Origin of the sequence: Endozoicomonas sp. ALD040 (assembly GCF_049275945.1) — a bacterium.
Classification (GTDB): domain Bacteria; phylum Pseudomonadota; class Gammaproteobacteria; order Pseudomonadales; family Endozoicomonadaceae; genus Endozoicomonas_A.
The window spans coordinates 1,143,320-1,167,035 of record NZ_CP184829.1; the positions used below are offsets into that span (position 1 = coordinate 1,143,320).

Here is a 23,716-nt window from a genome sequence, read left to right on the forward strand (position 1 = left end):
TGGCTCCCATGCTCCAGCGTGGGAACGAGTTGACTCCCGTCATTCCCGGCTTCATTCTCGTCATTCCCGCGAAAGCGGGAATCCACACTGACTCACCACCAGAACCATACTGCCCGGTGCCCCCCTGGCCTTGTCATCCCCGAGAAGGCAGAGACCCACTGTTGGCGCTGGATTCCCGCCTTCGCGGGAATGACGACTTCAGAGCGTGAGAACGAGCTGTTGAAGTTTTGCGACATCCTGTAAAGGACGGCGATTCCTAGTTCGTCACCAAACCATCCCTTTAATTCCTTGAGCCCCTCAGGACATTATCCATATTTTCTGTTTACCATTTCCCTGCGCAACCGGACCCGGCCTTTATTACCACTAAAACGGAACTTTCATACTAACTGAAAGTCCAATAACTAATCAGTTTCACTTTAGTTGTTCAAATGACAGTGGGGAAATATTGACTATGGACGGTCGTATTGATGTAAAAATATATAAACTCGGTCCTGAGAGTGGCGTGCCGGTTAAGATAGCAAAGCCGGATTTATCTTCAGAGGAAACGAAGGATGTAGGAATCTGCTCAAAAGTAAGCGCCAAACTAAAGATTTCACCCTGTCCGGTGAACTTGCCTGACAAAGCAAGAACCGTATCAGCAACGGGGTTCTCGCTCCAAAAGACCCCTCGTGCCTTCGATTTCCGTTTTGTCGCCAGTGATGATGAGGTTCGACAGCTTTTGGCTGACCAGACCCGCGATAAAAATCGCGATATCACCCTTATTTCCCACCCCGACGACCTCTCACAGGCTAACCTGGTGAGCCGGTTGAGCATTTCCAGAGAGGGTCGCCACACGCTGCGTTCAGGCAAGCTCTTTGAAGGTTCAAAGCCACTGACGCTGGTGATGGATATCCGAACACTCACCAGCGACGACCTGCCAAAGTTTAACGACCTGCTGGACCCGGATAATCCCTGTCTGTACGACAAAGTCAGCAAGAAGAAACGCCCTCTGGGTGAGCATGTTTCTTTATTGGTGCTGGCAAGCCCTGCCCAGCTGGCATCGGTTGGCCAGAGCGACGAGGCCCCGGCGGCCGACGTTCCGGCGGCCGACGCACCTGGTGCTGATTTCTGGCGGCGAATTAATCGACCAGAAAATACCTGGCAGTTCGATGCACAGACCGGCAATGACCCATCGATGAACATCGACAAGATTCCTCCGGTATTGACTGAATTCCCCGCCGAAAGTGTTATGGATGACGGCAATACTGTTCTTATTGACTGTCACTTACACAACAACTGGCGACAGTTACTTCTGGGCAGCCCCGGAGTGGATCAACAGGGGCGAATCCGGCATCTCCCCGGCAAGCTCGAGTCATTAAGGGCAGGACAACGGGTGATTCTTAAAGGGGCTAACTGGCAGGATCTGGCCTTTGAACAAACGATTCGACAGATGCTGGCACAACAGTGTTTTGAGAGCAACGGGAAGATCTGTCAGTTACCCGACGATGTTCTGTTTTATCAGATGCCGGTAGGAAATAACGAACTTCATTCGCTGTTCCAAAGCCTGTCTCACTCTGATGAGGAAGGACTTTCCCATAAGGTGCCAGCAAACCCGATCATCATTAACCAGAGTAATATCAGGGAATGGCTGAGCCCGATTGCCATTGCCCCGGAAGGTTATGCAGTCCCTAATACCTGTCTGTTGGAACAAATTCGGGCGGGTGGTTTGGTCACTGTGACGTCTACCCTCACCGAGGCACATTGGTTTCGTTTGCTGGGCTCACTGCAGACGATTCGCGAAGCAACCGGCCTTGAGCCCCGACTTCAGGTAGCTCATTCAAAACAGCAGCCAAAAGCCCTGGGGCTGGCAGAAAACGATGAGCACTCTCTGTCCTGCCTGTCCTGCCCAGAAGAAAAAATCAGCGATCAGGCCGCGTTTAGTATCGTCAGTTACCAGCAAGCTGCCCAAGCCAGTCACTGGATCAATAATCAGCCGGAAGCACCTCTGGTCATTCAGGTCAATGAACAGACCCGCTTCAGTCAGCTATTTGATAATATCCATATCGCCTCGGAACAAAAGGCGCATTTTGGACAACGTCGGAGTGCATTGCAGATAGCGTTGACCGCTGGCAAGCCGCTGGTACTCCTGGGGCTGGAAAGCAATCCAACACTTGCGCAGCTTCTGGAGCCCCTGGCCGTAGGCCAACCTCTTTTAGTAAATGGCCAATTACAGACTTACCCAAAGACTCAGGTCACAATACTCTGGCCTGAGTCCTTGCAAAAACCCTTTTCAGTATTTGGTTCGATGGTCGCCACAGGTAAGCCCTGTCCTGCGGTCGATATCTGGGATATCAATGCTATCAGGCATGATATCCCCCGGGCCGATCTGCCAGAACAAGCGCTTCATAGACTTTATGAAGCATTTGCAACGGTACCTGCCGACCTTTGCAACCCTCTGCCTGAAATAACCGAAGAATTGCTGAATAACCTGATACTGGCTGCCCGGCGAGCACGGCAGGTTGACCGGTCCCCACAGCTGCTGCCCTGCCACTGGCGCAAGGCTATCAACAGCGTTATCACCCATGGTACCCGGCAGAATCCGTCAGTGCGTGATTTTATGAAAGTGGCTTGTTGGCAGTTACTGCCCGATGTTCATGAGGATCAGACCGCATCGGTAGATCCGTACCAGTTAACTGCCATCATCAATAGTGCTCTGCGGTTGGATAGAAAGTTTCTGAAACAAAACCTGTGGCCACTGGCCAGAGCCTTTGACCCGAGCGTATTTAAACTATTCCAACTGTCCTATAAAAATCCATTTCCATTGCAGCATGGAGGAGAAGTCCCAGACAAACTCTGTGCCCTGATTCTGGCCCATGGGCCTGACGAACATCGACAGGCAATGGCGCATCAGTTGGGAGTCAGTCCGGCGGCAGCAAAGCGATATAGACAGTTAGCCATCAGACCATCAAAACAAATTAAACGTTTGCAGGATGCATTGGCTAACGGCTGGCAGTTAACTTTGCCATTGGGGCAGACCCGATCCGATGCCATTCAGGCTCTGGCCAGCGATTGTTTTCACATAGCCAGAACAGCGAATTCCAGGACAGAAGGCATTGAACGTATAAAACATCGACTGGCTGAATCACTGGCATGGCAGGGTTCCACTGATATGCCCTTGTCAGCACTGGCCCGGGATCTTTATCACGGTGAGATAAGTCAGAAGGATCGTGAAAGTCGTCGCTTATCCCGACTCCATGACCGGCTTACGGACTCTCCTGTCATATTCCTGCAGGGGGAAACCGGCACCGGAAAAAGTTACTTTTCCGCCAAAATGGCGAAAGCTTCAGGGCAGGCTATGGTCATTTCCCTTGGGCCTTCCGACAGCGAACAGACCCTGATGAAACGCTGGCAATGGCAACAACACGCCAATGGTGACCGCTCTATGGTGCAGCAAAACCGGGCGCTGATGGAATGGGCCGAGACCAAATCCGACAAAGGCGGAGGCTGTGATGGAAAAGAATACATCACCCTGGTTGTGGATGAAGCCAACCTTGCCAAAACCGGATTACTGGCATCATTGAGCGGCTTATGGGAACCGCAGCCCTGCATCTATGTAAATGGTCATCCTGTCAAAGTCAGCCCGAAACACCGGGTGATTCTCACCGGTAACCCCGATCATTACGCCGGGCGCCAAATGGACCCGACCCTGAAAGAGAAACTGCCCAGAGCTTACTACCCACGTCTGGATCAGGCATTCCTTCGGGACCAGGTAGTGGAACCGGCTCTGGTCAATCAGTTACAACGGCATCTGTCGGAGTCTGAAATAAACGACATTGCACGCATTACCGCCGAGAGCGTGATGGCACTCTGGCAATATTATCAGGAACTCTTGCCCGAGCATGAGTTTACCCCCAGGGATTTAACGGATATCTGCAGTTGGGTGGGTTGGTATCTGGATCGTGCGTTATCCAAAGGAGACAGTGCCAGCTGTGAGCAAATAAACAGTTTGATCCAACAAAGTTTTCGGGATGTACTGGGGCCCGAAATCACCGAAACTCATCAGGATGCCCTGTCGGCACTGGAAACCTGGTTTGCTGCACGCTACCACCCGGACAATACCCTGAGCAACAAAGTATATAACCACACCCTGCAGGATATGCAGCAGACCTTCGGTATAGTCAGCAAAAAAATCCGACCAGACTTTGATACCTCCGGATCGGCAGTCCGTGAACTGGTGCAGTGGCTTGGGCAGGATTTAAGCCGCAGTCAGCAGGCTTATTATCACGACAGAAAACACGGCGGTCGTCAGGCAACGCTGATTGAAGGCCCGGCTGGACGGGGTAAAGATGCCACGCTGGACCTGGTGATTGAAAGTGTCAGAAAGCAGGCTAAGCAACGGGGAGAGCCCATGCCGGAAGTTTATCTCCTGAATGCCTGTGATTGTTCCTGGGACAAAGTGTGTGAAAAGATCCAGAAGGCCAAAATTGAAGGCGGCATCGTGGTGATTTCGGAAATGAACCTGATCGACAGCCAGCATCTGGAAGGGGAGTTAAACGATATTCTGGCCGGTGACGCCCATCCGGGTTTCCACCTGTTTGCCACCATCAACCCGCCTGAGTACAGCGGGCGAAAACCCTTATCACCAGCGCTGAAAGGGCGTTTCCGGCATTTGCCCATCCGGCAGTACAACGCGACCGAATTACAGACCATTGCCGAAAAAGTGTTGCCAGAGTCCTCACAAGGGACATTCGCCGCCAAGATACTAACAGAAAAACATTGTCGTTTAAGGGCTCACCTGCAACTCAAAAAACTGCCATTGCAACCGACCAGCCTTGATTTACAGAATGTTGCCAAGGCTATCACCAGTGCTGGCGATTTTAGCGAAAAAGCCGTTCATCAATGCCTCAATCAGCACTATCGGCTTTATCAGATGGCCGCCAACTTATCGCTGGAGGAACTGCCCGGGCTATCGGCTATTGCCATCGATAAAGCAGCGCTTGACCCTGAAATGAGTGAATGGTTCTACCAAAGGGTATCGGGCATTGATCGTCCGTGGTTAATACGACACAGTGATCACAACAGTGTTGATGAAAATCGCCATGAAATTCGTTTTAACACTCGTCTGGATAAAGAGAAAGCCAAAGCGGAAATCATCAAGGGGGTGGCTCAGGTCAGGTGGCGAGCATCAGGTCTGCCCCTGAAGCCGAAGCAGTCAGACGACATTCTCACACAGGCACTATACAGACACTGGCAGCAACACTGGTTTACGAGTGATTTTGGCCGGACGGGCGTGGACGCTAGCAGCGTATTCCCCCTGACGGAAGAACAGAAACAAACGCTGAAATTGTCAACTAACCAGCCTTATCTTAAGGCGGCTGATGAGCGTATAAGGGCGTGGAAAACCAATGAAGCTCAATGGTGGCCTGCGTTATGGCATCAGATCAGTGATCTGCCGAACCACCTGGTCGACGATTTTATCAACGAAGCATCCGCTATTGACGGTGATAAGGCTCCTCAACAAGACAAGCCAGAAGTCCACGAGAAACAGGCTTCGGCATTGGCTCAGAAGAGTAACCACGAGCCGCAAGTTAATAACGCGTTGGCTATTTACAGTGATAATGCTCCTGAAAAATACGTTCCGGAAGTCCATGAGAAAAAGGCTCCAGCATTGGACACATTAACAAACTATCAGAGGCTGGCAAAACCAAAATATGACGATTATGTTATTTTTGACAAGCCGGGCCTCTTTACCGGGACCTATCGGTGGATTGCAGAGGATATTTATGTGACTGCCGGGGGCGAAGTCAAAACGATCAGCATTAATGATAAACACTTGCAGGGAGCCGAAGTCCTTATACCTGCCCGGTTACCAAGGCAGGACCAGGAAGTGATATTAGCCAGCAACCAAACACTGGCAACCTTTTATATGACATCAAAAGATGGTCAATATCCATTGCCCAGCCTGACAGCTAACGACCGTATCCTGGCCCTGTGCATAGAACCCAACCTGGCCTTCACACTGCTCAGGGACCGATATACCGGTCTTCACACACTATTTGTTCCAGAAGCCAAAGCCGACCAGAGCATAAGAATTGCTTATGTCGTAGAACCCGGAGAAGCGGGTAAAAAAATACCTGCTAAAGAAGTCCGACCAGCACCATCAAAACGTTTTGACGCCCACTGTTGCGAAGGTATGAAAACAGTGTTGAACAAAGTGTTTGTATCCATTAACGAACAACCACTCAAAGTAAAGCGGCTTTTGGAGACAATAGAAAACGCTGAAGACATAAAGCAACGCATTCAGGCAATCAGGGACTATTGCAAACTGTTTTCCGGTGTTGCTGTACCAGAGCGTAATAAAAATTTCTTTCAATTCCTCGTAATGCAGCGGCAAGGCAAATGCTGTCATCGTGTGCCTGTTTTTATCGCTTTTTGTCGTTATTTTGGCATTTCATGCCGACAAATATCTAATCATATCCACAGCTTTGCAGAGTATTCCCCGGATGGCGGCCAAACCTGGGAGCCAGTGGACTTGGGCGGGTCGCCTATCGAAGCAACAAAAATCAAATTTGGCTTCCAGCACAACAGAAGCGTCAGAGATTCTGGCACTGAGTTAAGGAAGATCCGGGATCTCCTGAAAGGGTCTTCTTTAACAGAACAGCAAGTACTGGCTGAAACCTGCGGCATCAGCCCTGGTAAACTCAACAAAGCCCTTAAGACAAAGGGGGCATTACCAAACCTATATCTGAGTACTTACAAGCGGGTAGAAAAGCTTTGGGAGAGAAAAGATTTAATCGGTTTCTCCATGGGGGTTTCAATGTTACTGGAGATAGAAGCAGTGGACGATTGCGAGAAGCGACTTGTCAGAGGCATGCTTGACTGTATGTCCGACAGCAAGCGGTTGTCTGAGGCAGTAAAACAAATATTGTCCAACAGTGATGAAGATCAGATCACTGAGCTACTCAAGTCACTCCATTCTAAAATGATTGATCAGTCCGGAGCATGTCCTCACATGTGGTTGCATTCGATAGTGAATATATTGACAGACAGTGACTTGTCGAATCCTTCGGTTATTCGCTTTGCCCATGAAGCCCTGAAATCGGGTTGGCTGGATCCACTGCCTCCCAGAATGGGTTATTTTATTCAGGTCATTCGACATCATGAGCTATTGGTGCGTCTGGAAGGCGTCGATGAGCTGAAGGTTAAAGCCACCCGTTGCCTGAAAATGTGGTACAGGGAATTGTTGTCCAGGGAAAAAAATAGTCGGGCATGGCAACTTACTTATCAACGTTTCAAAAAGGAAAATGTTGGTGGCTTTTTCGTCACTCATTGTCATGGCGGGTTTTCGCCAACCCTTGAAACTAACCTGGTCAATACATCTTTACAGATCACCTGGACGGATGAACCCGGTGGGGTTCCGAATATAGAACGTATGTTGGTGCACCACCCCGCGTTTGTGCAGTCAAACTCGGGCAAAGCGGACTACCGACCGGTGATTATCCTGGGAGCTTGCCAGCGGAGCAGAAAATTACAGGAAAAGGCCGAAGCTCTGTTTCAAAGAAAAGTTGATACCAGACCCGACTTGAAGCAGTTATTGGAAAAACACAAACTGGAGCCCTTTGAGGTTTCACCGGAGGAAGAAAGCCTTTTGGATGATTTAAAAGACAAATGCTCACGAGCGATTGAGCAGGTCTTCATTCATTACCTGTATGGAGTGACATGCTCGAAAGGCAGTTGTTTAACCTTTTGTTGGGGCGAATCCGGCAGGCTGGACTACTTCGGTGCTCATGATCCATCCTCACCAGAAGAGCTGTATGCCATGATGAAGAAAATTAACAACTCTCACTGTTTTCAGGAATCTGTTAAGGATGACTACTTAAGGCAGGTGCAAAACGCCAGTAACGCTCTGATCCTCAGATCCCATGAACTGACAAAAATTGCCGAAGAGTTTGTGGGCAACGTGAATTTAAATTCGCTTTATGACTCATTGGATACGTGATCCTGGTTTGTTCGTCATGAGTTTTTCGAGATTGGTGACTTGCTTCCATAGTCCATCCACAGGGAACTTCCGTCCTGTCTGAAGGTCAAATTATTAAGGAATTTTAATAGAGACCTGTCAGATAACAAAAGGGAGATTGACTATGGATGGTCGGATTGATCGAGCTACAAACAAACACGCCCTTGATGATAACCCTCTTCATAGCGGCTTTGCAGCCAAGCTAGCAAAGCTGGATTTATCATCAGAGGCAAATAATGATGCAGGCATCTGCACTGAAGTAAGGCCCCAACTGAAGCGATCGCCATCTTCGCAGAGGATGCCTGACAAAAAGAGAACCGTCTCCTCAACGGATTCCTCGTTCCAAAAGGCGACTCATTCCTTCGATTTTTGTTTTGTCGACAGTGATGATGAAGTTCGACGGCTTTTAACTGCCCTGACCGGCGATGAATATCGGGATGTCACTGTTATTTCCCATCCCGATGACCTCTCACAGGCTAATCTGGTAAGCCGGTTGAGCATTGCCTCCGACGGTCGCCACACCCTGCGCTCAGGAAAGCTCTTTGAAGGTTCAAAGCCACTGACGCTGGTGATGGATATCCGAAAACTCACCGGCGAGGATCTGCCAAAGTTTAACGACCTGCTGGACCCGGATAACCCTTGTCTGTACGACACAGTCAGTCGGGAGAAACGCCCTCTGGGTGAGCATGTTTCTCTATTGGTCCTGGCAGACCCTGCCCAGCTGGCATCGGTTGGCCAGAGCGACGAGGCACCCGGTGCTGATTTCTGGCGACGAATTAACCGACCGGGAAATACCTGGCAATTCGATGCGCAGACCGGCAAGAACCCATCAATAGAGATCGACGAGGTTCCTCCCTTATTACCTGAATGCATCAGTGCCGAAAGTGCTATAAACGACAATACCATTATTATTAACTGTCACTTGCACAGCAACTGGCGACAGTTGCTGCTGGGTGGCCCCGGAGTGGATCAACAGGGGCGAATCCAGCACCTCCCTGGCAGGCTTGAGTCATTAAGGGCCGGACAAAGAGTGATTCTGAAAGGAGCCAACTGGCAGGATCTGGCCTTTGAACAGACGATTCGGCAAATGCTGGCGCAGAAGTGCTTTGAGAGCAATGGGGAGATCTCTCGGTTACCCGACGATGTTCAGTTTTATCAGATGCCGGTAGGGAGTGACGAGCTTCATTCACTGTTCCAGAGTCTGTACGACTCTACTGGCAAACAGGGTGACAAAGGGCTTGATAAAAAGCAGGCACTGGGAAACCCGATCATCATTAACCAGAGTAGTATTGCCCAATGGCTCAGCCCGATTGCCATTGCCCCGGAAGGCTATGCAGTACCCAACACCTGTCTGTTAGAACAGGTTCGGGCCGGTGGTACCGTCACCGTAACCTCTCCCCTCACTGAGGCGCATTGGTTTCATTTGCTGGGCTCACTGCAGGCGATTCGTGAGACGACCGGCCTTGAGCCCGGACTTCAGGTGGCTCATTCAAAACAGCAGCCCAAAGCCCTGGGGTTGGATGAAAACGATGCATACCCTCTGCCCGAGCCACAGGAAAAAGTCAGCGATCACCGTGCCTTTAACACGTTGACCTATCAACAACATGCCCAGGCAAGTTATTGGATTAGTCATCAACCGCAAGCCCCCCTGGTCATTCAGATCAATGAACAATCCGGCCTCAGCGAGCTGTTTGATAATATCCACATCACCTCGGAAAAAAAGGCGCATTTTGGACGACGTCCGAGTGACTTGCAGAAGGCTTTGACCGCTGGCAAACCGGTGGTATTCAGAGGGCTGGAAACTAATCCAACACTTCAGCAGCTTCTGGAACCCCTGATTATTGGGCAACCTCTGTTGCTGAATGGCCAATTACAAACCTACCCACAGGCTCAAGTCACCGTACTCTGGCCCGGGCTTGTGAAAAGCCCCTCTTCAGTATTTAATTCGATGGTTGCCAAAGGTAAACCCTGTCCCGAGGTCGATCTCTGGGATCTCAATGCGGACAAGCATAAAATCTCCCGGTCTGAGCTGCCGGAACAGGCGCTTGATGAACTTTACAAAGCCTTTAAAACCGTACCTGCAAACCTTTGTAACCCTCTGCCTGAAATAACCGAAGGGTTATTGAATAACCTGATACTGGCTGCCCGGCGAGCACAGCAGGTTGACCAGTCCTCACAACTGCTGCCCTGCCAATGGCGCAGGGCCATCAATAGCATTATCAGCCATGGTACACGACAGAATCCGTCCGTCCGTGATTTTATGAAAGTGGCCTGTTGGCAATTGTTACCGGACATAACGCCAGATGAGGATCAACCTCCCTCGGTAGACCCGGATCGGTTAAATGCCTTCATCAATTGTACCCCGCAGTTGGATAGAGCGTTTGTGAAGCAAAACCTGTGGCAACTGGCCAGAGCCTTTAACCCGGCAGTATTCAAGGGCACCGGATTTGAAGGATTGCAACTGACCTATGAAAATCCATTGCCATACAGGGGTGCAAAAGAAATTCTGGACAAGCTCTGTGCCATCATCGTGGCCCATGGGCTTGAAGAACAACGAGATGCTTTAGCCTATCAGTTGGAAGTCGATCCGGCGGCAGAGACCTGTCAATCGTTAGCCATCAGGCCAACAGCACGAATTAAACGTTTGCAGGATGCACTGGCTTCTGGCTGGCAGTTACTTCTGCCATCGGGGCAGACCCGATCCGATACTCTTCAGGCGCTCGCCACCGACTGTTTTCATAGGGCCAGAACAGCAAATTCGGAGGCAGAACGCATTAAACGCATAGAACATCGACTGTCTGAATCGCTGAAATGGACGGGTTCTGCTGATGAACCCCTGTCTGCACTGGCCAAAGATCTTTGTCATGGCGAGATAAGTCAGAAGGATCGTGAAAGTCGTCGGTTATCCCGACTCCATGACCGGCTCACAGACTCTCCCGTTATATTCCTGCAGGGAGAAACCGGCACCGGGAAAAGTTACTTTTCTGCCAAAATGGCGAAGGCTTCAGAGCTGGCTGAGGTCATTTCCCTTGGACCTTCTGACAACGAACAGACCTTGATGAAACGCTGGCAGTGGCAACAAGACGCCGATGGCGACCGTTCTATGAAACAGCAAAATCGGACGCTGATGGAATGGGCTAATACCAAATCCGACAAAGACGGAGGCTGTGTTGAAAAAGAATACATTACTCTGGTTCTGGATGAAGCCAACCTCGCCAAAACCGGATTACTGGCATCATTGAACGGCTTATGGGAACCACAACCCTGCATTTACGTAAATGGTCATCCTGTCGAAGTCAGCCCAAAACACCGGGTGATTCTCACCGGTAACCCGGATCATTACACCGGGCGCCAGCTCGACCCGGTCCTGAAAGAGAAATTGCCCAGGGCTTACTACCCACGCCTGGATCAGGCTTTCCTTCGCGACAGAGTGGTGGAACCTGCTCTGGTCAATCAGTTACAGCGACATCTGTCAGAGCCTGTAATAAACGACATCACACGCATTACCGCCGAGAGCGTGATGGCACTGTGGCAATATTATCAGGAACTCTTGCCCGAGCATGAGTTTACCCCCAGGGATTTAACGGATATCTGCAGTTGGGTGGGTTGGTATCTGGATCGTGCGCTGCCCGCAGGTGCGAATGTTACCTGCAAGCAAGTGAACGGTTTGATCCAGCAAAGTTTTCGGGATCTTCTGGGCCCCGAAATCAACGAGACTCATCAGGATGCCCAGCAGGCACTGGACATCTGGTTTGCTGCCCATTACGAAGTGGACAACACCCTGCGCGACAAAGTTCATAATCATACCCTGCCGTATATTCAGCAGGCCTTCGAAACATTCACCAAAACAATCCGACCTGAGTTTGATACTTCCGGATCGGCGGTCATTGAGCTGGCGCAACGGCTTGGACAGGATTTAAGCCGCGCTCAGCAGGCTTATCATCTCAACATAAAACACGGCGGTCGTCAGGCAACGCTGATTGAAGGCCCGGCTGGACGGGGTAAAGATGCCACGCTGGACCTGGTGATTGAAAGTGTCAGAAAGCAGGCTAAGCGACGGGGAGAGTCCACGCCGGAAGTTTATCTCCTGAATGCATGTGATTGTTCCTGGGACAAAGTGTGTGAAGCGATCCGGAAGGCAAAAGAGGAAGGCGGCATCGTGGTGATTTCGGAAATGAATCTGATCGACAGCCAGCATCTGGAAGGTGAGTTAAACGGTATTCTGGCCGGTGATGCTCATCCGGGTTTCCACCTGTTTGCCACTATCAACCCGCCAGAGTATAGCGGGCGAAAACCCTTATCACCGGCGCTGAAAGGGCGTTTTCGACATTTGCCAATCCGGCAGTATAACCCAACCGAGTTACAGACCATTGCCGGGAAAGTATTGTCGCAAACTGCACAGCCGGAAATCCTGGCTAAAAAGCTGACTCAGCTACATTGTCGATTGAGGGCTTACCTGCAAAAGCAAAACCTGCCCTTGCAGCCGACCAGTGTTGATTTACAGAATGTCGCCAGGACTGTTATCAGAGGGGGTGATTTTAGCGATAACGGCCTTCACCAATGCTTCCATCAGCACTACCGGCTTTATCTGATGGCAGCCGACCTGTCGCTGGAAGAACTACCAGCGTCGTCGGCTATTACCATGAGCAATGGTGAGCTTGATTCCGGACTTTGCAAATGGTTCAACCAAACGGTATCGGGCATTGATCGTCCGTGGTTGATACGGCGCAGTGATCGCAACAGTATTGATGAAAAATGCCATGACATTGATTTTAAGGATCGTCCGAATAAAGAGGAAGCCAAAGCGGAAGTGATCAGGATGGTGGCTCAGGCAAAGTGGCAGGCATCAGGCCTTTCCCTGAAGCCGGATCAGTCAGACGATATTCTCACCGGGGCACTCTACCGACACTGGCAGCAATGCTGGTTTGGTCGTAAGTTTGGCCAGACGGGCGTGGCCGCTAACAGCGTATTTCCGATGACGGAAGAACAGAAACAAACGCTGAAATTACAGGCTTGCCAGCCTTATCTCAGGGAAGCTGATCAGCGGATAAATGCATGGAACATCCATGAAGTCCGATTATGGCCTGCGTTTTGGGCTCAGATAAGTGATCTGCCGAACCATCTGGTTGACGATTATATTTACGAAGCCTCAGCTGTTGAGGGTGATAAGGCTCCTGATCAAGACATGCCAGACGTCAACGGGGAACAAGCCCTGGCATTGGCTCAGAAAACGATCCAAAAGCCACAACCTGTTAACGAAGCGATGACTATTGACGGTGATAAGGCCCCTGAAAAATACCTTCCAGAGGGCCACGAAAAAGAGGCTTCAGCATTGGACCGGGGAACAAACCACAGGCCACAACCAGTTAATGAAGCGATGACTATTGACGGTGATAAAGCTTCAGAAAAATACCTTCCAGAGGGCCACGGAAAACAGGCTTCAGCATTGGACCGGGGAACTAACCATAAGCCACAACCAGTTAACGAAGCGATGACTATTGGCGGTGATAAGGCTCCTGAAAAATACATTCCAGAAGCCCGTGAGAAAGAGGCTGAAGCATTGAACCGGACAACGGACTTTGAGAATAAAGGGATGTTACAGGCTAAAGAGCTTGTAATTTTTGACACGCAGGACCATCTTCCCGAAAACTATCGGTGGGGGGCAGAAGATATTTATGTGACTGCCAAGGGCGCTGTCAAGGTGATAAATATTACCAATCAACACATGCAGGGGGCCGAAGTCCTGATACCTGACCAGTTACCCGGGCATGATCAGGAAGCGACATTAGCCAGCGATCAAACGCTGGCGACCCTGGATATCTCATCCCACAATGGTCAATATACATTACCCAGCCTGACGCTTAACGACTATATCGTAGCCCTGCGCATAGAACCCGATTTGCCATTTACCCTGATCAGGGACCGATATACCGGGCTTCACACACTGTCTGTTCCGGGGGCCAAACCCTTACAGACTATTCGAGTAACTTATGTCGTAGAACCATGGCAACCAGACAAAAAAACACCTGCCAGAAGAGCCCAGCCTGAACAATCAACACGTTTTGACGCTCGCTGTTGCGAAGGTATGAGAGCAGTATTGCAGGACGTGCTTGAGCACATTGAAGAACAAGCATCGGAAATAAAGGGGCCGTTGAGGAAAATAGAAAACGCTAAAAACACGACCCAGCGCATTAAGGCGATCGTGGACTATTGCAAACAGTTTTCCGGTGTTTCTGTACCGGAGCACAAACGCAATTTCTTTCAATTCCTCGTAACACAACGGCAAGGGAGATGCTGTCATCGTGTGCCTGTTTTTATCGCTTTTTGTCGTTACTTCGGGATTCCATGTCGGCAAATCGGTAACAGTATTCACACCTTTGCAGAGTTTTCCCCGGATGACGGCCAAACCTGGACGTCAGTGGATTTAGGCGGGGTACCTAGTGAGCCGATAGAAATCTGGCCTGCCTTCCAGCTCACCAGGCGGGTCACTGGGTCTGGTACTGAATCAAGAAAGCTCAGGAACCTCCTGAAAGAAGCTGATTTAGCACAACAGCAGGCTCTGGCTGAGGCCACTGGTATGAGCCTCAAGGAATTGAGCAAAGCCCTTGAGACAAACAGTACATTGCCAGTAACCGATCTAAACAGTTTCGAAACAGTAGTGAACCTCTGGGAGAGAAAGGATTTAACCAGTTTTTCCATGGGTGTCTCAGTGTTACTCGAGAAAGGAGCATTGGACCGTCACGAGATAGAATTGGTCGGTAGTCTGCCAAATGGAAATTGGGGTAGGAGCAGAATTACGAGAGAGGGTTCGAAAAGGGGTCGTTATAGCCCGATGTCAGAGGCAGTAATACACATATTGTCCAATGGTGATGAAGATCAGGTCACTGAACAACTCACGTTATTGCATTCAAAAATGATTGTCCATGGCAAAGCAGACCCTCTCGAATGGTTGGGTTCAATAGTGCGTATACTGAATGGCTGCGACCTGGCCAAACCTTCGGTTATTCGTTTTGCCAGTAAAGTCATGGCATTGGGCTGGCTGGACCCAACGCCGTCCTACGACAGTTCAACTTTAAAGTCCACTAAACATCATCAGCTATTGCTGCGCCTGGAAGGTGTCGATGAGCTGAAGGTTAAAGCCACCCATTGCCTGAAAAAGTGGTATAAGAATTTGTTGTCCAGGGGAAAAAACAGTTCGTTTTGGCAGTTTGATTACGGTCGCATCCTGCAGCTAAGAGGTGAGACATTGTTCATCACTCATTGTCATGATGGGTTTTCGCCACTCCTGGAAGCTAAAATGGCTCGCCCATCTATACAGGACGTCTGGGCGGACAAGCCTGAGGGCATTCCGAATATAGAGCGAATATTACTGCACCATCCCGCATTTGTGCAGTTAAACTCAGGCAAGGCAAGCCGCCGTCCGGTGATTATCCTGGGAAAACCTGACTGGAAGAGCAGAGTGATCAATGAAAAGATCGAAGCCCTGTATCAAAGAAAAGTTGAGAGTAGCCCTCACTGGCAGCAGTTATTGGAAGACATCAGACTAGCCCCTGAATATTCACTTGGAAGCCTCCATCTTCAGAACCGTTTGCGTCATTTAAAAGACAAATGCCGCCTGGTGATTCAGCAGGTTTTCAGTCATTACCTGTACGAAGTTACACACCCGAAAGGCGGTTCTTTAAGTTATTGTTGGGCCGATTCTACCGCCATGCACGCCCACAATGGCGCTCGTGATCCATCCTCACCACTGGAGCTGTTCGCCATGTTGTCTGATATAAGTAGCTCTTCCGAATTTCAGAGTTCTGTTAAGGGGTCCTATTTAAAACAGGCACAAAACGCCAGTAACGCTCTGATACTCAAATCCGATGAGCTGACAACCGTCGTCGAAGACTTTTTGAGCAATGTAAATTTGAGTTCGCTCTGTGACTCATTGGATGCGTGACCCCGGGTTTTTCGAGATTGGACACTTGCTTCCATAGTCCATCCAAAGGGAACTTCCGTCCTGTCTGGAGGTCAAATTATTAAGGAATTTTAATACAGGCCTGTCAGATAACAGGAGGGAGACTGACTATGGAAGGTCGGATTGGTCCAGCTACAATCAAACACGCCTTTGATGATAACCCTCTTCATAGTGGCTTTTCAGCCAGGTTAGCAAAGCTGGATTTATCATCAGAGGCAAATAATAATGCAGGAATCTGCACTGAAGTCAGGTCCCAACTAAAGAGATCGCCATCTTCGCAGAAGATGCCTGACAAAAAGAGAACCGTCTCCTCGACGGATTCCCCGCGCCAAAAGGCGACTCATTCCTTCGATTTTCGTTTTGTTGACAGTGATGATGAAGTTCGTCGGCTTTTAAGTGCCCAGACCGACGATGCACATCGGGATGTCACCGTTATTTCCCATCCCGATGACCTCTCACAGGCTAATCTGGTGAGCCGGTTGAGCATTGCCACCGACGGTCGCCACACTCTGGGTTCTGGCAAGCTCTTTGAAGGTTCAAGGCCACTGACGCTGGTGATGGATATCCGAAAACTCACCGGCGAGGATCTGCCAAAGTTTAACGACCTGCTGGACCCGGATAACCCTTGCCTGTACGACAAAGTCAGCCAGAAGAAACGCCCTTTGGGCGAACATGTTTCTCTATTGGTCCTGGCAGACCCTGCCCAGCTGGCATCGGTTGGCCAAAGCGACGAGGCACCCGGTGCTGATTTCTGGCGACGAATTAACCGACCGGGAAATACCTGGCAATTCGATGCGCAAACCGGCAAGAACCCATCAATAGAGATCGACGAGGTTCCTCCCTTATTACCTGAATGCACCAGTGCCGAAAGTGCTATAAACGACAATGCAATTATTATTAACTGTCACTTGCACAGCAACTGGCGACAGTTGCTGCTGGGTGGCCCCGGAGTGGATCAACAGGGGCGAATCCAGCACCTCCCTGGCAGGCTTGAGTCATTAAGGGCCGGACAAAGAGTGATTCTGAAAGGAGCCAACTGGCAGGATCTGGCCTTTGAACAGACGATTAGGCAAATGCTGGCGCAGAAGTGCTTTGAGAGCAATGGGGAAATCTGTCCATTACCCGACGATGTTCAGTTTTATCAGATGCCGGTAGGGAAGGACGAGCTTCATTCACTGTTCCGGGGTCTGTCCCATTCTTTATCAGACAACCCGATCATCATTAACGAGAGTAATATTGCCCAATGGCTCAGCCCGATTGCCATTGCCCCGGAAGGCTATGCAGTCCCCAACACCTGTCTGTTGGAACAGGTTCGGGCCGGTGGTGCCGTTACCGTAACCTCTCCCCTCACTGAGGCGCATTGGTTTCATTTGCTGGGCTCACTGCAGGCGATTCGTGAGGCGACCGGCCTTGAGCCCGGACTTCGGGTAGCTCATTCAAAACAGCAGCCCAAAGCCCTGGGGTTGGAAGAAAACGATGCATACCCTCTGCCCGAGCCACAGGAAAAAGTCAGCGATCACCGTGCCTTTAACACGGTGACCTATCAGCAACATGCCCAGGCAAGTTATTGGATTAGTCATCAACCGCAAGCCCCCCTGGTCATTCAGATCAATGAACAATCCGGCCTCAGCGAGCTGTTTGATAATATCCACATCACCTCGGAAAAAAAGGCGCATTTTGGACGACGTCCGAGTGACTTGCAGAAGGCTTTGACCGCTGGCAAACCGGTGGTATTCAGAGGGCTGGAAACTAACCCAAGGCTTCAGCGGCTTCTGGAACCCCTGATTATTGGGCAACCTCTGTTGCTGAATGGCCAATTACAAACCTACCCACAGGCTCATGTCACCGTACTCTGGCCCGGGCTTGTGAAAAGCCCCTCTTCAGTATTTAATTCGATGGTCGCCAAAGGTAAACCTTGTTCAGAGGTCGATCTCTGGGATCTCAATGCGGACAAGCATAAAATCTCCCGGTCTGAGCTGCCGGAACAGGCACTTAATGAACTCTACAAAGCCTTTAAAACGGTATCTGCCAACCTGTGTGATCCTCTGCCTGAAATAACCGAAGGGTTATTGAACAACCTGATACTGGCTGCCCGGCGAGCACAGCAGGTTGACCAGTCCTCACGACTGCTGCCCTGCCACTGGCGCAGGGCCATCAATAGTGTTATCACCCATGGTACCCGACAGAATCCGTCCGTGCGTGATTTTATGAAAGTGGCCTGCTGGCACTTGTTACCGGATAAGGATCAACCTCCCTCGGTAGACCCGGATCGGTTAAATGCCGTCATCAATAGTGCCCCGAAGTTGGATAGAGCGTTTGTGAAGCAAAACCTGTGGCAACTGGCCAGAGCCTTTAACCCGGAGGTATTAAGGGCCGCTGGATTGATTAAAGGATTGCAACTGTCCTATGAAAATCCATTGCCATACAGGGATGCAAAAGAAATTCTGGACAGGCTCTGTGCCATCATCGTGGCCTGTGGGCCTGAGCAACAGCGAAACGCTTTAGCGTTCCAGTTGCAAGTCGAACCGTCGGCAGCGAAGCCCTGGCAATCGTTAGCCATCAGACCAACAGGACAGATTAAACGTTTGCAAGATGCACTGGCTTCTGGCTGGCATTTACCTCTGTCATCAGGGCAGACCCGATCCGATGCTATTCAGACACTGGTCACCGATTGTTTTCATAGGGCCAGAACAGCGAATTCTGAGACAGAAGGCATTGAACGCATAGAAAGTCGGCTGTCTGAATCACTGAAATGGCAGGGTTCCGCTGATAAGCCCCTGTCAGCACTGGCCAAAGATCTTTGTCATGGCGAGATAAGTCAGAAGGATCGTGAAAGTCGTCGGTTATCCCGACTCCACGACCGGCTCACAGACTCCCCCGTTATATTCCTGCAGGGAGAAACCGGCACCGGGAAAAGTTACTTTTCTGCCAAAATGGCCAAAGCTGCAGGGCTGGCTGAGGTCATTTCCCTTGGACCTTCTGACAGCGAACAGACCCTGATGAAACGCTGGCATTGGCAACAAGACGCCAACGGCGACCGTTCTATGACACAGCAAAATCGGACGCTGATGGAATGGGCCAATACCAAATCCGACAAAGATGGAGGCTATGTCACCCTGGTTCTGGATGAAGCTAACCTCACCAAAACCGGATTACTGGCATCATTGAACGGCTTATGGGAACCACAACCCTGCATTTACGTGAATGGTCATCCTGTCGAAGTCAGCCCAAAACACCGGGTGATTCTCACCGGTAACCCCGATCATTACGCCGGACGCCAAATGGACCCAACCCTGAAAGAGAAATTGCCCAGGGCTTACTACCCACGTCTGGATCAGGCTTTCCTTCGCGACAGAGTGGTGGAACCGGCTCTGGTCAATCACTTGCAACGACATCTGTCGGAGCCTGAAATAAACGACATTGCACGAATTACCGCCGAGAGCGTGATGGCACTGTGGCAATATTATCAGGAACTCTTGCCAGACCATGAGTTTACCCCCAGGGATTTAACGGATATCTGCAGTTGGGTGGGCTGGTATCTGGATCGTACGCTGCCCGCAGGTGCCAATGTTACCTGCAAGCAAGTGAACGGTTTGATCCAGCAAAGTTTTCGGGATCTTCTGGGTCCCGAAATCAAGGAGACTCATCAGGATGCCCGGCAGGCACTGGAAATCTGGTTTGCTGCCCGTTACGAAGTGGACAACTCCCTGCGTGACAAAGTTCATAACCATACACTGCCGTATATTCAGCAGACCTTCGAAACATTAACCAAAGCAATCCGACCTGAGTTTGATACCTCCGGATCGGCAGTCAGTCAACTGGTGCAACAGCTTGGGCAGGATTTTAGTCGCTGTCAGCAGGCTTATCATCGCAAGATAAAACACGGCGGTCGTCAGGCAACACTGATTGAAGGCCCGGCTGGGCGAGGTAAAGATGCTACGCTGAATCTTCTGATCAAAAGTCTCAGACAGCAGGCTCAGCGACGGGGAGAGTCCACGCCGGAAGTTTATCTCCTGAATGCATGTGATTGTTCCTGGGACAAAGTGTGTGAAGCGATCCGGAAGGCAAAAGAGGAAGGCGGCATCGTGGTGATTTCGGAAATGAATCTGATCGACAGCCAGCATCTGGAAGGTGAGTTAAACGGTATTCTGGCCGGTGATGCTCATCCGGGTTTCCACCTGTTTGCCACTATCAACCCGCCAGAGTATAGCGGGCGAAAACCCTTATCACCGGCGCTGAAAGGGCGTTTTCGACATTTGCCGATCCGGCAGTACAGCCCGACCGAATTGCAGACCATTGCCGAAAAAGTGTTGCCAGAGTCCTCAGAAGGGACGTTCGCCGCTAAAATGCTAACAGAAAAACATTGTCGTTTAAGGACTCACCTGCAACACAAAAAACTGCCGTTGCAGCCCACCAGTCTTGATTTACAGAATGTTGCCAGGGCTATCACCAGTGGTGGCGATTTTAGTGAAAAAGCCGTTCATCAATGTCTCAATCGACACTACCGACTTTATCTGATGGCTGCCAACATAACGCTGGAGAAACTGCCCAAGCCTTCGGCTCTTGCCATGGGGAAAAGTGAATTTGATTCCGGACTTTGCCGTTGGTTCAACGAAACGGTATCGGGCATTGATCGTCCGTGGTTGATACGAGACAGTCATCTCAACAGTGTTGATGAAAAAAAACATGAAATCCTTGTTAACACTCAGCTGGATGAAAAGGAAGCCAGAACGGAACTCATCAAGAGCATGGCTCAGGCAAAGTGGCAGTCATCAGGCCTTCCCCTGAATTCGGACGATATTCTCACCGGGGCACTCTACCGACACTGGCAGCAAAGCTGGTTTAGCAATCATTTTGGCCAGACGAACGTGGACGCTAACAGCGTATTTCCCCTGACGGAAGAACAGCAACAAACGCTGAAAATGTCAGCTAACCAGCCTTATCTTCAGGCCGCTGATCAGCAGATAAGGGCGTGGAAAGCCGGTGAAGTCCAATGGCGGCCTACGTTCTGGCATCAGATCAGTGATCTGCCGAACCATCTGGCAGACGATTTTATCAAAGAAGCATCCGCTATTGGCGGTGATAAGGCTCCTGAACACGACAAGCCAGAAGTCGACGAGAAACAGGCTCCGGCATTGGATCAGAGAAAAAACCATGAGTCACAACCTGTTGACAAGACGTTGACTGTTTACGATAAGGCGCCTGAAAAATACATGGTAGAAACCTACGAGGAACAGGCTAAGACATTGAAACAGCTGACGAACAACGATAACCAGAAGAAGCGACACGTTGAAGAGCGTATAGTTTTTCATAAGGAGAACCCTTCTTCCCGGATGGATCGTTGGGGCGCATGGGATGTTTATGTGTCTGCTCAAGGCGATGTCAAATGGATCAATATTAGTGATCAACACATGCAGGGGGTCGAAGTTCTCATACCGGACCGGTTACCACAGCATGACCAGGAAGTGACATTAGCCAGCAACCAGACGCTGGCAACCATTAAGATGACATCAAACAATGGTCAGTACCCATTGCCGAGCCTGGTGCCTGACGACTGTATCCTGGCCCTGCGTACAGAACCCCATTCGTCGTTGACCCTGTTCAGGGATTGCTATACCGGGCTTCACACAGTGTTTATTCCAAACTCCGGAGCCAACCAGAGTATTGAATTTACTTATGTCGTAGAGCCCAGAGAAACGGGCAAAAAAATACCTGCTGAAGACGTCCGACCAGCACAATCCACACGTTTTGACGTCCGCTGTTCAGAAACTATGAAAACAGTACTGAAGGGAGTGCTTGATAACATTGAGCAACAACCAACCGAAGTACAGGTGCCTTTGCAGAGAATAAAAAACGCTAAAAGCACGATGCAACGCATTGAGGCGATCGAGAACTATTGCTGGTGGTTTTCCTGTGATGCTTTGCCAGAGCACAATAAAAATTTCTTTCATTTCCTCGTAACACAGCGGCAAGGTGGCTGTATACATCGTGCGTCTGTCTTTGCTGCTTTTTGTCGTTATTTTGGCATTCCATGTCGGCTAATCAGTAGCCGTGTCCACGCCTTTGCTGAGTATTCCCTGGATAGAGGCCAAACCTGGGAGTCAGCGGAGTTGGACGGAGCAGATGTCGAGGTAACTGAAATCATGCCTCAGTTCCAGCCTGTCAGCAGGGTCCGTTGCTCTGGCAATGAGTCAAGGCAGGCCAGGGGTCTCCTGAAAAATGTCATGAAAGATGCTGATTCAGCACAACAGCAAATTCTGGCTGAAGCCTCTGGTATGAGCCTCGAGGAACTGAACAAAGTCCTTGAGACAGGCAGTGCATTGTCAGAAAAAATTCCAGGTACTTTCGAAATTGTGAAACACCTTTGGGAGGCAAAAGATTTAACCAGATTCTCCATTGGCGCCTCAATGCTTCAGTCGCTGGAGACAGAAGCATTCGGCGAAGACGAGAAAGCATTGGTCGGTAAAGTGTTTGAATACGGAAGTCAATATAAACCGATGGCGGAGGCCCTCAAAATAATATTGTCCAGCAGTGATGAAGATCAGGTCAGTGAACAACTCAAGTCACTCCATTCAAAAATGATCGATCAGGTCGGAACACCTCCTGAACAGTGGTTGTGTTCGATAGTGGACGTACTGGCAAACAGTGATTTGACCCGTCCTGTAATTATTCACTTTGCCCGTGAAGCCCTGGAATCGGGTTGGCTGGATCCAGTGCTGTCCTATAAAACAGAGCTTATACAGGCCTCTGTACATCATGAACTATTGGTGCGTCTGGAAAGTGTCGATGAACTGAACATTAAAGCCGCTCATTGCCTGAAAAAGTGGTATGGGGTATTGATGTCCAGGGAAAAAAATAACCAGCAATGGCAGCAGGATTATGAAAGCTTCCAAAAGAGTATAGAGAACACTCTCTTCATCACTCATCATCATGACGGGCATTCGCCATTCCTTAAAAATAAAATTGCCAGTCCAAGCATAGAGATTGCCTGGACGAACAAACCAGAGGGCGTTCCGAATATAGAACGAATATTGTTGCAACAACCTGCCTTTATGCAGTCAAACTCGGGTAAGGGGAACCACCGTCCGGTGATTATTCTGGGAGAAATCTCCCCGAGGAACAAAGCGATTAATGAAAAGGCCGAAGCTCTGTTTCAAAGGAAACTTGAGAACAGCCCGGATTTTAAGCAGATGTTCGAAAAAATCAATCAATGTAAGGCAATGGAAAAACGACAACGTGATGCTTTAATGGCAACGGATAGCAGGAAAGAAAAGCTTGATATCAACAGCAAGTACCAATCCTTCCTGAAGTCCAATGAGGTCACATCCAGGGAAAAACTTCTGGTGTCTCGCTATAAAAAAGAATGCAAGAAAGCGATTCAACAGGCCTTTATTCATTACTTGTATGGAATGACACATTCGAACGTTGGGAGCTTAACCTATTGTTGGGCCTATCCTAGCGACTGGAGGGAAAATGATCGCAGCTTTGGCGCTCATGATCCATCCTCACCGGGAGAGCTATATGCCATGATGTCTTTGATCGGGAGCTCTGACTGGTCGCAGGAAGCTATTAAGGATGACTACTTAAGACATGCACATAACGCCAGTGACGCTCTGATTCTCAAAAACAATGAGCTGACAAAAATTGCCGAAGAGTTTGTGAACAGCATGAATTTGAATTCGCTTTATGACTCACTGGATACGGCATTAGAGTCTGATTATGATGGATTTTTTCGACTTTGGTGACTTCTAAACCAAATT

Annotated in this window: 4 protein-coding genes; all 4 read left to right on the forward strand. The window is 49.8% G+C overall.

The window, feature by feature from the left end; all coding sequences use genetic code 11:
- The first annotated feature begins 29 nt into the window (after positions 1–29).
- The 4 genes from ACOJUN_RS03940 to ACOJUN_RS03955 all read left to right on the forward strand — a co-directional run bounded on the left by ACOJUN_RS03940 (position 30) and on the right by ACOJUN_RS03955 (position 23,701).
- Positions 30–209, forward strand: a complete 180-nt coding sequence (locus ACOJUN_RS03940; RefSeq protein ID WP_422135367.1) for a hypothetical protein — start codon at positions 30–32, stop codon at positions 207–209.
- 242 nt (positions 210–451) lie between these two features.
- On the forward strand, positions 452–7,978 hold the full coding sequence (locus tag ACOJUN_RS03945) for a transglutaminase-like domain-containing protein (protein ID WP_422135368.1): 7,527 nt from the start codon (positions 452–454) through the stop codon (positions 7,976–7,978).
- Positions 7,979–8,120: 142 nt separating this feature from the next.
- Positions 8,121–15,938 carry an AAA family ATPase gene (locus ACOJUN_RS03950; protein ID WP_422135369.1) on the forward strand — a complete coding sequence of 2,606 codons (7,818 nt, stop codon included), beginning with the start codon at positions 8,121–8,123 and terminating at the stop codon, positions 15,936–15,938.
- A 128-nt stretch (positions 15,939–16,066) separates the two neighbouring features.
- Positions 16,067–23,701 carry an AAA family ATPase gene (locus ACOJUN_RS03955; protein ID WP_422135370.1) on the forward strand — a complete coding sequence of 2,545 codons (7,635 nt, stop codon included), beginning with the start codon at positions 16,067–16,069 and terminating at the stop codon, positions 23,699–23,701.
- Positions 23,702–23,716: the final 15 nt, after the last annotated feature.